Source organism: Chryseobacterium flavum (assembly GCF_003385595.1).
Classification (GTDB): domain Bacteria; phylum Bacteroidota; class Bacteroidia; order Flavobacteriales; family Weeksellaceae; genus Chryseobacterium; species Chryseobacterium flavum.
Window position 1 is genome coordinate 330,713 of record NZ_QNUE01000001.1, and the last position, 15,314, is coordinate 346,026.

The window sequence follows — 15,314 nt, forward strand, 5'->3', positions numbered from 1 at the left end:
ATAAGAAATAAAAGATAATTGATGGACGACATCGTTAATCGTGCGTCAATTATCTTTTACACAGTATTATTTATGAAAAAAAGACATGAGCAAAAACTGATTATTTTAAGCATTGGACTAATGACCGCTTTCAGTATTCCTGTTTCTCTTCTTTTCAACAGTGAAAAAGAAGTTTTAGGTTACCCTATGATTTTAATCTACCTGTTTGCAGTCTGGATGATTTCCATTGTAATTTCTTTTGTGATTGTAAAAAGGTATGATGAGTAGTTTTGCATTATTTTTTGTGGTTCTGTTTTACCTTGCCCTTCTGTTCTTAGTTGCCCATCTGGCAGAGAAGAAAAGAAGCAAGCTGTGGATCAACAATCCTTACATCTATGCACTTTCTCTTGCTGTATACTGTACCGCATGGACTTATTACGGAAGCATCGGAGTGGCGGCAACAAGTGGATTAAACTACCTGCCGATCTATATTGGCCCCATCATGATTATTCCGGCATGGATCTATATCAATACACGGATCATCAGGATTTCAAGAGTTAATAAAATCAGCAGTCTGGCAGATTTTATTTCTTTACGATACGGAAACAGCAGAAGCTTCAGCGCCATCATTACCATCGTTTGCCTTCTCGCAATTGTACCTTATATCGGGTTGCAGATCAAAGCTATTTCTGAAACCTTCCATCTGGTAACAGAAACCTCCATGTCCAAGGATATTCTTACTGACAATGCAACATTTGTCGTGATTTTAATCGCCTTGTTTTCCTCCTATTACGGAACCCGATATGTAGACGCCTCAGAAAAACGCCTTGGTATCATTTCAGCAATTGCTCTGGAAAGTTTTTTAAAACTGTTCTTTATCATCATCCTGGGATTTTTCGTTATTTATTATGTATTTGATGGATTTACGGATATCTACCGGAAAGCAAGTCAGTTTGAAGATTTTAAAGAAAAAAACACATTTAATGGAATTGAAGGAGCTCTGAACTGGATGGTTTTATGCATGATATCTGCTACGGCAATCTGCATTCTGCCAAGACAGTTTCATACGGCCATTATAGAAAACAGACAGGAGAAACATGTACGGACCGCTCTGTGGTTCTTTCCTCTTTATCTGCTGATCTTTACCATCTTTATCTTCCCGATTGCCTGGGGAGGAAGGTTGATTTTTGACGGGCAAAAGGTAAACCCCGAATTTTACTCTATCCTTATCCCACAACATTTTGATAATACATTAATTACAGTCCTTGTGTTTCTGGGTGGATTAAGCTCCTGTATTTCCATGATCATTATTTCTGCCATTACTTTATCTATTATGCTTTCCAATAACCTCATTATTCCTTACGGCTTACTTGGAAAATTCAAATCAGAAAGTGAAGAACAGAATACCAGAAACATCACCAACATCAGAAAATTCAGCATTTTTGCGCTGATTATCATGGCTTTTGCTTTTTATAAATACTTCATTCTGAAAACTTCACTGGATTCCGTTGGCTTAATTTCATTTGTTGTGATTGCTCAGTTAGCTCCTACATTTTTTGGAGCTTTATTTTGGAGGAGAGGGAGTTATAAAGGAGCGGTAACCGGACTTATAGCCGGGCTCGTGATCTGCTATTTCGGGTTAATTATTCCACAGTATTACTTTTCATACAATCAGGAATTCAAAGGAGTTTTAAGAGATATGTATGATGCGTTTAATTTTTTCACCATTCCATACCTAGGAAGAATTCCTCAGATATTTTTCTGGTCTCTCCTGGTAAATACGGGTCTCTTCACCATTATCTCAGTCAGCACAAAAGGAAATTACCGGGAACGAAATTTTGCAGAGCTTTATGTTGATATTGACAAATACATCCAAAATCATGAAAATGCATTCATATGGCGTGGTACAGCTTATATTTCTGATATAAAAAACATCCTGGAACGGTTTTTAGGCAAGAATAAAACAGAACAGGCTCTGCGGATTTTTAATTTGAAGTACAATATAGATTCTCAAACCGAAACTGCTGATTCCCGTTTTATTAAATTCTCTGAAAATCTGCTGGCCGGGAGAATCGGTACAGCTTCAGCAAAAATACTGATCGAGGGGGTAACTAAAGAAGATAAAATATCTTTAAAGGAAGTTTTAAATATTCTTGAAGAATCCCAGGAAAACATCAGCTTAAATAAAAAACTTACAGAACAGTCTGAAGAACTACAAAAGCTGTCCGATGATCTCAGAGCAGCCAATGAGAACCTGATTGTTAAAGACCGCCAGAAAGATGATTTCCTGGACTCCGTAGCGCATGAACTGAGAACTCCTATTACAGCCATCCGTTCAGCTGGTGAGATTTTAGCAGATGACGATGACATTCCCCTGGAAATAAAAAGAGAATTTTTAAATAATATCATCACAGAATCTGACAGACTGAGCGAAATCATCAATGATATTCTTTATCTTGACAAGCTTCAACACGGAGAAATCTCTTTAAATATCCAGCAAAATAATATTATCGAGACTTATAAAAAAGCACTAGGCCCAATCCTTCATCTGATCCAGCAAAAAAATATTCATTTAAGCGAAGTTAATCTCTTGAACCGGACTGTTTTTGAGTATGATGAAGCAAGAATGATCCAGTTATTTCAAAATATTTGGGGCAATGCTTTAAAATTTACAGACGAACAGGGAACAATACAAACCAAATTGTTTGAAAAAGGAAACCAATTAATCATTACAATTTTTAATACAGGAAAAAATATTCCTGAAGAAGACCTTGAAATGATCTTTGACAAGTTTTATCAATCAAAGAATCAAAATATTCTAAAACCGACAGGAAGCGGACTCGGGCTGGCCATTTCCAAAAAGATAGTTCAGGCTCACGGAGGTTATATAAAAGCTGAAAACAGCGGACTTGGCGTAACTTTCACTATAAGTATTCCTGAGAAAATAATTAAAGAGATTAAAAATGAAGTTGAACACCATTAAAAAGCACCTATGAAAAAGATAATCATTGCAGATGATGAACATAAAATATTAATGTCACTGGAATACAGCTTTAAGAAAAACGGATATGATGTTTATATTGCCCGTGACGGAACGGAAGTTCTTGATTTTTTAAAAACTATGACTCCGGATGTAATCCTTCTTGATATTATGATGCCGAATCTTGATGGATACAGCACCTTAGATATCATCAGGCAGGATGAAAAACTGAAAGACACCAAAGTCATCTTTCTGAGTGCCAAAAACAACCCCAGAGATATTGAAAAAGGATTGGAAATGGGTGCAGATGCTTATGTCACAAAACCCTATTCCATAAAAAAACTGTTGCAGCAGATTGAGGAAATGTTTTAAAGTTACTCACCTTCGCTCACCACTAACCTTTATTATTTATTCTTGTCAAGGTTTTGAACATTGAAGGATAAGCAGAAAAAACAAAACACGATAATTGATATGAATACCGATATTTTATTCAAACAAAGCATAGAAAATAAAGAAGAGTTCTGGAAAGAACAGGCTGGAAACATAAAATGGTTTGATTTTCCCCGGCAGATTCTTTCAAAAGATGAAAATGACTATCCCCAGTGGTTTGCCGATGGAAAGCTTAATATGTGCTACTTATGCATCGACCGGCATATTGAAGACGGATTCGGAGATCAGACTGCTATTATTTATGATTCTCCTGTTACCCATCAAAAGAAAATCTACACTTTTCATCAGGCGAAAGAGGAAATTGCAAAACTCGCGGGAGGATTGATTTCCCTGGGATTAAAAAAAGGAGATACAGCCGTTATTTACATGCCTATGATTCCGCAGACTCTTTTTGCCATGCTGGCGTGTGCTAGAATCGGAGTAATCCACAATGTGGTTTTTGGAGGTTTTGCACCTCATGAACTTGTAGTAAGAATTGATGACTGCAAACCAAAAGTATTAATCACTGCTACAGCCGGCGTGGAGATTGCCAAAAGAATTCCTTATCTGCCGCTGGTAGAAAAAGCCATTCAACTGGCACAGGATAAAGTAGACAACATCATTGTATACAACAGAAAATTAGTGGACAACCAGGATGAAATGTTTGATGGATTAATTGATTATGAAGAACTGGTTGAGAAATCAGTTCCGGCCGGCTGTATTTCTGTAGAAGCTACGCATCCTCTTTATCTGCTTTATACCTCAGGAACCACCGGAAAACCTAAAGGTATCGTCCGTGATACCGGAGGATATGCTACAGCATTAAAGTTTTCCATGAAATACGTTTATGGTATAGAACCCGGCGAAACCTATTGGGCTGCATCAGACTTTGGGTGGGCAGTAGGACACAGCTATTCAGTCTATGGACCACTGATCAACAGGAATACTACCATTATTTTTGAAGGAAAACCTATAATGACTCCTGATGCCGGAACATTCTGGAGAATCATTTCAGAATATAAAGTCTCTGCTATGTTTACTGCTCCTACCGCTATCAGGGCCATAAAAAAAGAAGACCCTGAAGGAGAACTGGTCAGAAAGTATGATCTCTCCCACTTTAAGAAACAGTTTTTGGCCGGTGAAAGATGCGATGTAGCCACATTGGACTGGTTTGCAGAACATATAGGAGTTCCTGCCATTGATCACTGGTGGCAGACAGAATCAGGATGGCCGATGCTGGGATTATTGACTTTTAATGATCAGTATCTGATCAAAAGAGCTTCTGCAGGAAAACCCGTTCCCGGATATGACATTAAAATTTTTGATGAAAACGGATTCGAGCTTGACCCGCATCATGAAGGCTATCTCGTAATCAAGCTTCCTCTTCCCCCCGGTGCTTTACTTGGAATCTGGAAAGATCATGAGCGATTTAAGAACAGCTACTTATCACAGTATAAAGGTTATTATTTTTCGGGAGACGGTGCTATACAGGATGAGGATGGCTACATTTTCATTACCGGAAGAGTTGATGATGTGATTAATGTAGCCGGGCACAGACTTTCTACTTCTGAAATGGAAGAAATTGTTTCTTCTCATCCGGCTGTTGCTGAATGTGCTGTTGTAGGTATTGATGATGAATTGAAAGGGCAGATTCCTTTTGCAACGGTTGTTTTAAAAAACGGAACTACAATTACCGAGGAAGAAGTTGAAAAAGACCTCATTCAGATGGTCCGCGAAAAAATCGGGGCTGTAGCTTTTCTCAAAAATGCAATGGTTGTCAAAAGATTACCCAAGACACGATCCGGAAAAATTTTAAGAAAACTCATCAGGACCTTACTGGATGGAAAAGATTTTCAGATTCCCTCCACTATTGACGATGAAAAAATCATTGAAGAAATTCAGCAAAAAGTCAGGGAATATAAGGCTTAAACAGGAAATTAAACATATATTTAAATATCTAAGATTCTATCCCTTAAAAAAGGAATGATTAACACTCCAAATTCAGGACAAAAAAATATTATCAATAAAAAAATTCAAAAAGAACAGATATGAGAAATTACTTAATAGAGGATTTACCTCACTATTTTGAAGAGTATAAAAAGTCTATCAAAAATCCTAAAAAATTCTGGGATAAGGTAGCTGATCAAAATTTTGTGTGGTATCAGAGATGGAGCAAAGTTGTTAAGTACGATATGAATGAAGCTAAAATTACGTGGTTCAAAAACGCTAAACTCAATATCACTAAAAACTGCCTTGACAGGCACCTTTCTGTAAGAGGAGATAAAACCGCTATTATTTGGGAACCCAATGATCCTAAGGAAGAAGCACTGCACATTTCTTATAATGAGCTATACACCCGGGTCAATAAAACAGCGAATGTACTTCGCGATATGGGAATTGAAAAAGGAGACAGGGTATGCATTTACCTTCCGATGATTCCTGAACTGGCAATTACTATGCTGGCATGTGCCAAGCTGGGCGCAGTTCATTCTGTAATTTTTGCAGGATTTTCAGCATCAGCTGTTGCTTCAAGGGTAAATGACTGCGAAGCCAAAATGGTCATTACCTCAGACGGAAGCTACAGAGGAAATAAAGTACTGGACCTCAAAAGCATTGTGGATGAAGCTGTGGAAAAAACGCCATCTGTAGAAAAGATTCTGGTGGTCAGGAGAACTCACAATGAAATAAAGATGAAAGACGGAAGGGATTACTGGATGGCAGACCTGTACGAAAAAGCTTCTCCTGACTTTGTAACGGTAATCATGGACTCTGAAGATCCTCTTTTCATCCTATATACTTCAGGATCTACAGGAAAACCTAAAGGAATGCTTCATACATGTGCCGGATATATGGTATACACCGCTTATACATTTAAAAATGTGTTCAACTATAAAGAAAATGATATCTACTGGTGTACAGCAGACATCGGCTGGATTACCGGACACTCCTATATCTTATATGGTCCTTTGCTGAACGGGGCTACGACTGTAATATTCGAAGGAGTGCCTACTTATCCGGAACCGGACCGCTTTTGGGAAGTTATTGAAAAGCATAAAATCACCCAGTTTTATACCGCTCCAACAGCTATACGCTCGTTAGCAAAAGAAAGCACGGAATGGGTAGATAAGCATGATTTAAGCACGCTAAAAGTAATCGGCTCCGTGGGAGAACCTATCAATGATGAAGCGTGGCATTGGTTTAATGATCACGTCGGAAAGAAAAAATGTCCGATCGTTGATACCTGGTGGCAAACTGAAACGGGAGGCATCATGATATCTCCACTCCCTTTTGTAACCCCAACAAAGCCTACCTATGCCACCCTGCCCCTACCCGGAATACAGCCTGTTTTAATGGATGACAAACGTAATGAAATTACAGGCAATCAGGTTACAGGAAACCTATGCATTCGTTTTCCATGGCCGGGAATAGCAAGAACTATCTGGGGTGATCATCAGAGATATAAAGAAACTTATTTTACAGCATTTCCGGGTAAATACTTCACAGGTGACGGTGCTTTGAGGGACGAAGTAGGCTACTATAGAATTACAGGCCGTGTGGACGACGTCATTATTGTTTCGGGACATAATTTAGGAACTGCACCTATCGAAGACAGCATCAACCAGCACCCTGCAGTTGCAGAATCAGCCATCGTAGGGTATCCTCATGATATTAAAGGAAATGCATTATATGGCTATGTAATGCTGAAAGAAGTGGGAGAAGGCCGGGACAGAGAAAACCTTAAAAAAGAAATTAACCAACTGATCTCTGATCAGATCGGACCTATAGCCAAGCTGGATAAAATACAATTTGTATCCGGACTTCCAAAAACACGGTCCGGAAAAATCATGCGTAGAATCTTAAGAAAAATTGCAGAAGGTGATTTTAGCAATTTTGGAGACATCAGCACCCTACTGAATCCTGAAATTGTAGAAGAAATTAAGAATGAGAGAGTTTAACTGAATCTAAAATTACTGATACAAGAGGATATTTCAAGTTGAAATATCCTCTTTCCTTATATATTGCTCTTGTCTATCTTTATCCACTTTTTCAAAAAAAAAATTTATCTAATCCTTAAATTTAAACACATGTTCAATAGATATCCTCAAATATTTTAACAATGACTTATAGACAAAATATTAATATGTAAATTTTATTGTTTTTCTTTAAATAATTCAGAAATTATTATTAACTTTAATCACAACTTAAAACCCATTAATTATGTCAAATATATTAGCTGGGCAATTTGATCATCACAGCGATTACAAAAAGCTCGAAAACGATCTGGAAAATTCAGGGTTCCAAAATTCAGACTATATCATATACCTTAATAGTGAAAACCATAGTTCCCAATACCTGGTAAGTATTGCTGTAAAAAACAACAGTGAAATAGATACAGCCCGGAGTATTTTCACCCAATATTCGGTTCTTAGAACCTATTTATTTGAAAATATGAGTATTGACCAGGCTAATTATGATACTATTAAAAAATATATAGATGCAAGAAACAGGGCTGAAATTCACAACAGCCCCGACATCAAAATCAGAACGTCAAGTGACGGGATGAATTCGGAAGTAAAATTCTAAGAGATATAAAACCTAATAACCGGAATCCGTAGAGTCTTCTACGGATTTTTTATGTTTGAAAAAACTAAAAAATTTCGTATTTTCGTCTAATTATAGGCATCTGCACAAATGAGTTACGACTTAGAACAAGAGAATAAGGAAATCCTTGCACGGTATAAGGATCTGATTTCTAACACATACAGGACATTGGATGAGGAAAACAATAAACTCATCCGGAAAGCATTCGACATTGCTCTGGATGCTCATAAGGATCAAAGGAGAAAAACCGGAGAACCTTATATTTACCACCCCATTGCTGTTGCTAAAATTGTAGCCACAGAAATTGGTCTGGGAGCTACTTCTATTGCCTGTGCCCTTCTGCATGATGTCATTGAGGACTCAGACTATACCTATGAAGACCTGAAAAAAATCTTCGGAGAAAAAATTGCCAATATCGTGAATGGATTAACCAAAATATCCATCATGAACCATCAGAATATTTCGGTACAATCAGAAAACTACAGAAAGCTTTTACTGACACTCTCTGAAGACTTCAGAGTTATTCTGATCAAAATTGCAGACAGGCTTCATAATATGCGGACCCTGGAAAGCATGGCTCCGGACAAGCAGAAAAAAATAGCTTCGGAAACCGTTTATATTTATGCACCCATGGCCCACCGCCTGGGATTGTATAATATTAAATCCGAGCTGGAAGATCTTTCATTAAAATACAACAATCCTGAGGTCTATAATGAGATCACGGAGAAGTTGGAACTTGCTAAAGAAAGCCGTGAAAAATATATTGAAGAATTTAAAACCGAGGTTTCAGAAAGGTTAAAGGAAGAGGGTTTAAATTTCACGATCAAAGGACGTGCAAAAGCGATTTCTTCTATCTATAGAAAAATGCTGAAACAAGGTGTTTCCTTTGAAGAGGTTTTTGATAATTATGCAATCAGGATTATTTATAAATCTGATGCTAAAAATGAAAAATTCCTGGCCTGGAAGATCTATTCAATCGTTACAGATGTGTATCACAGCAATCCGTCCAGAATGAGAGACTGGATCACACAACCACGTTCAACAGGCTATGAAAGTCTTCATCTCACAGTTCTGGGTCCTGATAAAAAGTGGATCGAAGTGCAAATCCGTTCAGAAAGGATGGACGAAATCGCCGAAAAAGGTGTTGCTGCCCATTACAAATATAAGGAAGGGTATAAACAAAGCTCTGATGACCGTAATTTTGAGAAATGGGTTACAGAAATCCGAGAGGTTCTTGAGCAACAGCAAAACCTTTCTACTTCTGAGCTTTTGGATAATATTAAACTTAACCTTTATTCAAAAGAGGTATTCGTATTTACTCCTAAAGGAGAAATAAAGATTCTGCCAACGAATGCCACAGCACTGGATTTTGCTTTTTCTGTACACTCTGATCTGGGAATGAAATGTCTTGGCGCGAAGATCAACGGAAAGTTAGTTCCTATTTCATATATTCTGCAAAATGGTGACCAGGTAGATATTCTTTCCTCACAAAATCAGAAACCTAAATCAGACTGGCTGGAATTTGTAGTTACTTCAAAGGCTAAGTCAAAAATCAAAAGCTACCTGAATTCACAGAAGAATCAGCTGGTTGAAGATGGAAAGGAGATTCTGCAGAGAAAACTGAGACATGCGAAAATCAATTTTAATGATGAAGAAATTAATAAACTGCAAAAATTTTTCAATTTAAAATCATCCCAGGAACTGTTTCTCAAATTCCAAAGCAACGAACTGGATGCCAGCAGCTTAAGAAAATACATCGAAAGTAAAAACGTATTCAACAATCTGCTTTCAAGATTCAGGAAGTCTCCTTCAAAAAATCAACATTTCGAGGAGCCTAAAGAACAAAACCTTGATATGATTGTTTTTGGTAAGGATGAAGAAAAGCTGAATTACAGCTATGCAAAATGCTGTACGGTAATCCCCGGAGATAAAATTTTCGGATTTATTACTATTTCTGATGGAATTAAAGTACACAGTGATAACTGCCCGAATGCCATTAATCTCAGAGCACAATATGATTACCGTGTTATTCCTGCCAAATGGGTTAATGCGGAAAGCTTTAAAAACAGGGTGAAGATCGAAATTGAAGGTCTTGACAGAATGGGAATGATCAATGATATTACCACTGTGATCAGCGGAAGTATGGGAATGGATATGAAAAGTATGTCCATTGAATCCAATAACGGGGTTTTTACAGGTAACATTACCCTTGAAGTAAAAAATAAAGGACAGCTTGAAGAGACCTTTAAAAAGCTTAAAAATATTAATGGCGTTTCCAGAGTGAGACGACTACAATCTTAAATATGAATTTATCACTTTATTTCAAAAAATTTTTCAATAACAGCCAGGCATCAGGAATCATTCTTATTTTCTGCGTACTTATTTCGTTACTCATCGCTAATTCTGCTGCTGCTGAAGGATTTCAAAATCTGTTAGACAAAGAAGTAGGTACCCACCTCTTCCATCTGGAATATCCGGTTGCCATCTGGATCAATGACGGACTGATGGCTGTATTTTTCCTGCTGGTAGGTCTTGAAATAAAGCGAGAACTTGTAGAGGGAGAGCTTTCTTCTTTTAGAAATGCCTCTTTACCTATTTTTGCAGCTGTTGGCGGAATGCTTGTTCCTGCAGTTATCTATAGCTTATTTAATTCAGGAACAGAATACAGTAACGGATGGGGAATTCCGATGGCAACGGATATCGCATTCTCTCTAGCAATTATTTCAATGCTGGGAAAAAGAATACCCAATTCCATTAAAATATTCCTTGCTGCATTGGCTATCGTAGATGATCTGGGAGCCATTCTTGTCATTGCAATTTTCTATACAGACCAGATCCACTGGAATTATCTGCTGCTATCTTTTGGAATAACTGCGCTGCTTTTCATCCTTAATTTTTTAAAAGTTACCCGCATAGTTTTTTATATTATTCCGGGACTTTTCTTATGGTACTTTCTTCACCATTCAGGTATTCATGCTACAATAGCAGGTGTTTTACTGGCCTTCTCAATTCCAACGAATGTCTCCAATGTTGAAATTTCACCGTTAGAAAAACTGGAACACCAGCTGCATATTCCGGTAAGTTTCCTGATTATGCCAATTTTTGCACTGACCAATACCAACATTACTTTTTCCGGCGAGATGGTTTCCGGAATAGCCAGCACGCTGGGATTAGGAATCATTTGCGGATTGGTTTTAGGTAAACTGATAGGAATCAACTTATTCTCTTTTATTGCAATTAAACTAAAACTTAGCTCCTTACCCCAGAACAGTAACTGGACTCAGATGATGGGTGTAGGTTTACTCGCCGGGATTGGATTTACTATGTCTATCTTTATTGCCCTTTTATCTTTTAAAAATGAGGTTTACATTCAGGATGAAGCCAAATTTGCTATACTTGTTGCTTCTTTTTTAGCTGCAATTCTTGGTTTTACAATACTGAGTATGAGCTCTAAAGAGCGTCCGGAGCCGGAAGATTAATCCTTTTTCCGGTCTTCCAAATTCCTTTTATGCTCCTCGTTTGTATCAAAATCGGGTTCTGTGATCTGGGTATGAAACAGGCCTGCTTCTTTCTGGATCTCATCAGATAAAAGCTTTTCAATTCTAAGCTTTCTGATCGCCATATTAAGCTCGTTTCCAAACAGAAGAAGATACACATTTACATTCACCCATACCATCAGTAGGATCATACTTCCGATGGAACCGTAAAGAACGTTATAACGGGCTATATCTTTTACATAAATGGCAAAAATATAGGTGGTCACCAAAAACAAAACCGTTGTAAGAACCGCTCCGGGAATTGCCTGTCTGAAACGGATAATTTTCACCGTTCCCAGCCAATAAAATAAAGTAAGCAGGATAAAATAGAATAACGGAAAAGATACAAACCCGATAATACTGGAAAGGTTGTCAACCAGCCATGAAACATCATAGGAAGGTGTAAAGAGTTTCATTACCACCTCTACATAATAAACTCCGAATAAGGTCAGAAATACAATTGTGATGAAGCCTATTGTGATAAAAAACGATAGAATAAACTCCTTTACATCACTTAATTTCTCATCTGTATTCTCATTAAATCCGTTAATAAGCGAAAAAGTCCCGTTGGTGGCAAATACAAGAGCCAATACTATGGTAAGGTTACTGATTCCTTTCATATTGGGAATAATATTCGTTTCAATATATCCTCTCACATCATTTTCCATATTGGAAGGAAAAACATTATGCATCAGCACTTCAAAAATATAAAACTGCAGCTTGTCATAATGTGGCATATAAGGCAATACCGAAAGAAGGAACAGTATAAAGGGAAATAAACTGATGGTAAAGCTCCAGGAAATAGCCGCAGCTTTCCTGCCTATCTTATCTTTAAAAATTCCGGATATATAAATCTGAAACATTTGCCATAATGATATTCCCAGAACAGGAATATGTATGTCATCAAAAAAGTCTTGAATTTTCAGGATAAAACCGGGAACTTTTATACTCATCTGTTGTTTACTATTTCACAATTAGCTCAAGAGATCAGAGTACTGATTTTATTAGCTTTTACAGTATCCTTATTCTCTTTTATACAAATATAAACATTTTCCTACTCCTATTTCTAAATGGCAAATTATATAGAATTAAGGTGTAAACCAAAGATGATCTAAAATAGTAAATCTTTTGTCTTTACAGATATTATCATTTTATTGAAACCTTAAATATTGGAATAAGAAGAAATTATTGAAACCCGGGCAGACTTTGATTCCTTTCCTTAAAAAACTTATATTTGCGGCTGAAACTTCCTACAATGCGCATTAGTTTACTTTGTATCGGTAAAACAGATGATAAGGAAATTAATTCTTTAATCAATTATTACCTTAACCGCCTTCCCAAACACTGGAATTTTGAAATCATTGAAATTCCGGATATTAAAAATGCCAGAAACCTGTCCCCCGACCTTCTTAAAAAAGAGGAATCTAAATTATTTTTGAATCATATTGATAAAAACGATCTGGTTGTAATACTTGACGAAAAAGGGAAACAATTTACCAGCCGCGAATTCTCACAGAAAATCGATTCATGGATGAATTCTTCCATAAAAAAAGTACATATTCTCATAGGAGGAGCCTACGGCTTTTCGGAAGAGATGTATGGCAGGGCCAATGAGAAAATGTCACTTTCCAAAATGACATTTACTCACCAGATGATCCGGCTTTTTATTGTTGAGCAACTTTACAGAGCTGATCAGATCCTTCAGGGAAAGCCCTATCACAATGACTGATTTCGAAAAGTTCAGATATAATTCAGAAATTACTTTTTGGCACATTTAGTATAATAGTCCGCCAATACGGCTTTTTCATATCCCAATGTTACTGCTTTATCAAGATTTTCACAGGCTTCTTTAGGCTTTGCGGTATCAAATAAAACCAAGGCTTTTGTTACATAAGACTGAGCAAATTTAGGATCTATAGAAGTTGCTTTATTAACATCTGTAAGAGCCTCTTTATATTTTTTCATTTTTAAATATACATCTGCACGTCCGTTATAAAGCAATGATTCAGGCTTTTCAGCAATAAGCTGGTTATAATCCTTCAAAGCTCCTTCAAGATCTCCGTTATTCTTTTTCAGGTTGGCCAATCCTGTCTTCGCAAAAATATTATCTGGTGCAAAACCAAGGATCTGATTCAGATCTTTGATTGCAAGATCCTTTTTTCCCTGACTGTCATAAATTTTGGAACGTGTAAGATATAGATCTACATTTTCAGGCTCTACCTGAAGTCCCTTTTCTACATATTCCAGCGCTTTTGTCTTGTTTCCTTTCTGACTATGCAATGAAGACAGGTTAACATACACAGGAGCTGACATAGGATTAGCTTTAAGAGCTGACTCATAAGACTTAAAAGCTAAAGCAGCCTTACCAAGCCTTCTTTGAGAAGTTCCCAGATAATTATAATATTCAGATTGAAATCTCTGTATTTGTTCTTTTTCAGCTAATTTCAGATATTGTTCTTCAGCACATTTATAATCTGCTTTTTTAAAACATTCTTCCGCCAGCTTTTTATCCTGGGCGTAAAAATTAAATGAGATACAAATGGATGCAAGCAGTAATAAAGCTTTCTTCATGGTGTTATATTTTGTTTGTTGATCACTTTTCTGGCGAGTGCTCCAAATACCACTCCCAATAAAGATCCAACAAACGCCCCCACCAAAATATCTATCGGGAAATGCACTCCTAAATAAATCCGGCTGTAGGAAACCACTATAGCCCATACAAATATAGCATATGGAAACCATTTAAGTTTATTTTTCAATAAAATACTTAAAAAAGATGCCAGAAAGAACGTATTGGATGCATGTGCGGAATAAAATCCAAATTGCCCGCCACATTTTACAATTCTCATATGATGTTCCAATGTAGGATCATGACATGGCCGCAGTCTGGCAACACCATATTTAAAAACACTGGCCAGCTGGTCAGAAACTGTTACTCCAAGTGCTAAAAAAATCAGAATAAAAACCAAAGATCTTAGTTTATAGTTTTTATATAAAAAATAAAGGAATATAATGTAAAGGGGTACCCAGATCCAGGTACTGGAAATCAGCATCCACAGCTGGTCAAAAGAAGAATCACCTAAATTATTAAGGTATAGAAACACCTTTTTATCTTCCTGAATAATTTCTTCCATATTTATCTGCTTACAGGCCCTTCATAAGTTTCATCCTCAGAAGGTTTAGGTTTTGGAGGCTCATTGGATGCAACAGGCTCTGTCAGAATATCTTTTTTGATATCGTTTACCGGATTGAAATCTTTAGCAGCATCTTTTACCTTTTCAATTTCACGCTTGATTTCAGAAACAGGATTATCGGTCTCTTTCATAATTTCAGTTTTGATATCTTCCACTGCACCACGCATTTTTCTAACGCCAGACCCAAGGTCACGTGCGATCTGCGGAAGTTTATCAGGTCCGAATAATACAACGATTGCGATGGCAATGAGTGCCATTTCTCCAATGCTTAATTCCATTTTGTAAAATTACAAAAGATTATAACATTTATTTACTTTAAACTTAAATTTTAAATAAATTTTAAGATTTTAAAAGCCCATTTCAATAACACATGTATATAGATAATCCCCCGTCACTTTTTAAATTCAATATCTCCATTTTTTTTAATAATTCAGTAAACAGTTTCACACGTTTTCCGGATTAGGGAACAATATTGTAAAATTGTAAACAATAGAATCAATTTCTTTATCCATAGCCTTTCACCAGAGAGCAAAAAAAGCTGATCACTTCCACTTGCTTATTAATATTAAATTTAGCTAGAATTTTTTATTTAAC

General features: G+C 36.8%; 13 protein-coding genes. 9 read left to right on the plus strand and 4 right to left on the minus strand.

Annotation, left to right across the window (positions count from 1 at the left end):
• The first annotated feature begins 72 nt into the window (after positions 1-72).
• The 8 genes from DRF59_RS01495 (at position 73) to nhaA (ending at position 11,469) form a co-directional block, all read left to right on the plus strand.
• Positions 73-267, plus strand: coding sequence for a hypothetical protein (locus tag DRF59_RS01495; RefSeq protein WP_115956519.1), 195 nt, complete (start codon positions 73-75; stop codon positions 265-267).
• Positions 260-2,962, plus strand: coding sequence for an ATP-binding protein (locus tag DRF59_RS01500; RefSeq protein WP_167456634.1), 2,703 nt, complete (start codon positions 260-262; stop codon positions 2,960-2,962). Before DRF59_RS01495 ends, DRF59_RS01500 begins: the two co-directional genes overlap by 8 nt.
• Positions 2,963-2,971: 9 nt before the next feature.
• Positions 2,972-3,331: a response regulator transcription factor gene (locus DRF59_RS01505; protein WP_115956521.1), complete on the plus strand. Its 360-nt coding sequence runs from the start codon at positions 2,972-2,974 to the stop codon at positions 3,329-3,331.
• Positions 3,332-3,430: 99 nt separating this feature from the next.
• Positions 3,431-5,317, plus strand: coding sequence for an AMP-binding protein (locus DRF59_RS01510; RefSeq protein ID WP_115956654.1), 1,887 nt, complete (start codon positions 3,431-3,433; stop codon positions 5,315-5,317).
• Positions 5,318-5,436: 119 nt separating this feature from the next.
• On the plus strand, positions 5,437-7,344 hold the full coding sequence (gene acs / locus DRF59_RS01515) for an acetate--CoA ligase (protein ID WP_115956522.1): 1,908 nt from the start codon (positions 5,437-5,439) through the stop codon (positions 7,342-7,344).
• A gap of 262 nt (positions 7,345-7,606) precedes the next feature.
• Complete coding sequence (locus DRF59_RS01520; RefSeq protein WP_115956523.1) at positions 7,607-7,972, plus strand: hypothetical protein; 366 nt, start codon at positions 7,607-7,609, stop codon at positions 7,970-7,972.
• Between the two features lie 108 nt (positions 7,973-8,080).
• Entirely contained in the window at positions 8,081-10,291 is a 2,211-nt protein-coding gene (locus DRF59_RS01525; RefSeq protein ID WP_115956524.1) for a RelA/SpoT family protein, read from the plus strand.
• A gap of 2 nt (positions 10,292-10,293) precedes the next feature.
• Positions 10,294-11,469 carry a Na+/H+ antiporter NhaA gene (gene nhaA / locus DRF59_RS01530; RefSeq protein ID WP_115956525.1) on the plus strand — a complete coding sequence of 392 codons (1,176 nt, stop codon included), beginning with the start codon at positions 10,294-10,296 and terminating at the stop codon, positions 11,467-11,469.
• Here the strand turns inward: nhaA and DRF59_RS01535 are convergent.
• On the minus strand, positions 11,466-12,479 hold the full coding sequence (locus tag DRF59_RS01535) for a YihY/virulence factor BrkB family protein (protein WP_115956526.1): 1,014 nt from the start codon (positions 12,477-12,479) through the stop codon (positions 11,466-11,468). The genes nhaA and DRF59_RS01535 overlap by 4 nt on opposite strands.
• 302 nt (positions 12,480-12,781) lie before the next feature.
• On the opposite strand from DRF59_RS01535, the gene DRF59_RS01540 reads away from it, so the two are divergent.
• Positions 12,782-13,255, plus strand: coding sequence for a 23S rRNA (pseudouridine(1915)-N(3))-methyltransferase RlmH (locus tag DRF59_RS01540; protein ID WP_115956527.1), 474 nt, complete (start codon positions 12,782-12,784; stop codon positions 13,253-13,255).
• A 29-nt stretch (positions 13,256-13,284) separates the two neighbouring features.
• Here DRF59_RS01540 and DRF59_RS01545 read toward each other — a convergent pair whose 3' ends face one another.
• The 3 genes from DRF59_RS01545 to DRF59_RS01555 are packed head-to-tail and all read right to left on the minus strand — an operon-like array spanning position 13,285 to position 14,998.
• A complete protein-coding gene (locus tag DRF59_RS01545) occupies positions 13,285-14,097 on the minus strand; it encodes a tetratricopeptide repeat protein (RefSeq protein WP_115956528.1) in 813 nt (270 codons plus the stop codon).
• A complete protein-coding gene (locus DRF59_RS01550) occupies positions 14,094-14,660 on the minus strand; it encodes a phosphatase PAP2 family protein (RefSeq protein WP_115956529.1) in 567 nt (188 codons plus the stop codon). Before DRF59_RS01550 ends, DRF59_RS01545 begins: the two co-directional genes overlap by 4 nt.
• 2 nt (positions 14,661-14,662) lie before the next feature.
• Positions 14,663-14,998, minus strand: coding sequence for a Sec-independent protein translocase subunit TatA/TatB (locus tag DRF59_RS01555; protein ID WP_115956530.1), 336 nt, complete (start codon positions 14,996-14,998; stop codon positions 14,663-14,665).
• Between the last annotated feature and the right edge of the window lie 316 nt (positions 14,999-15,314).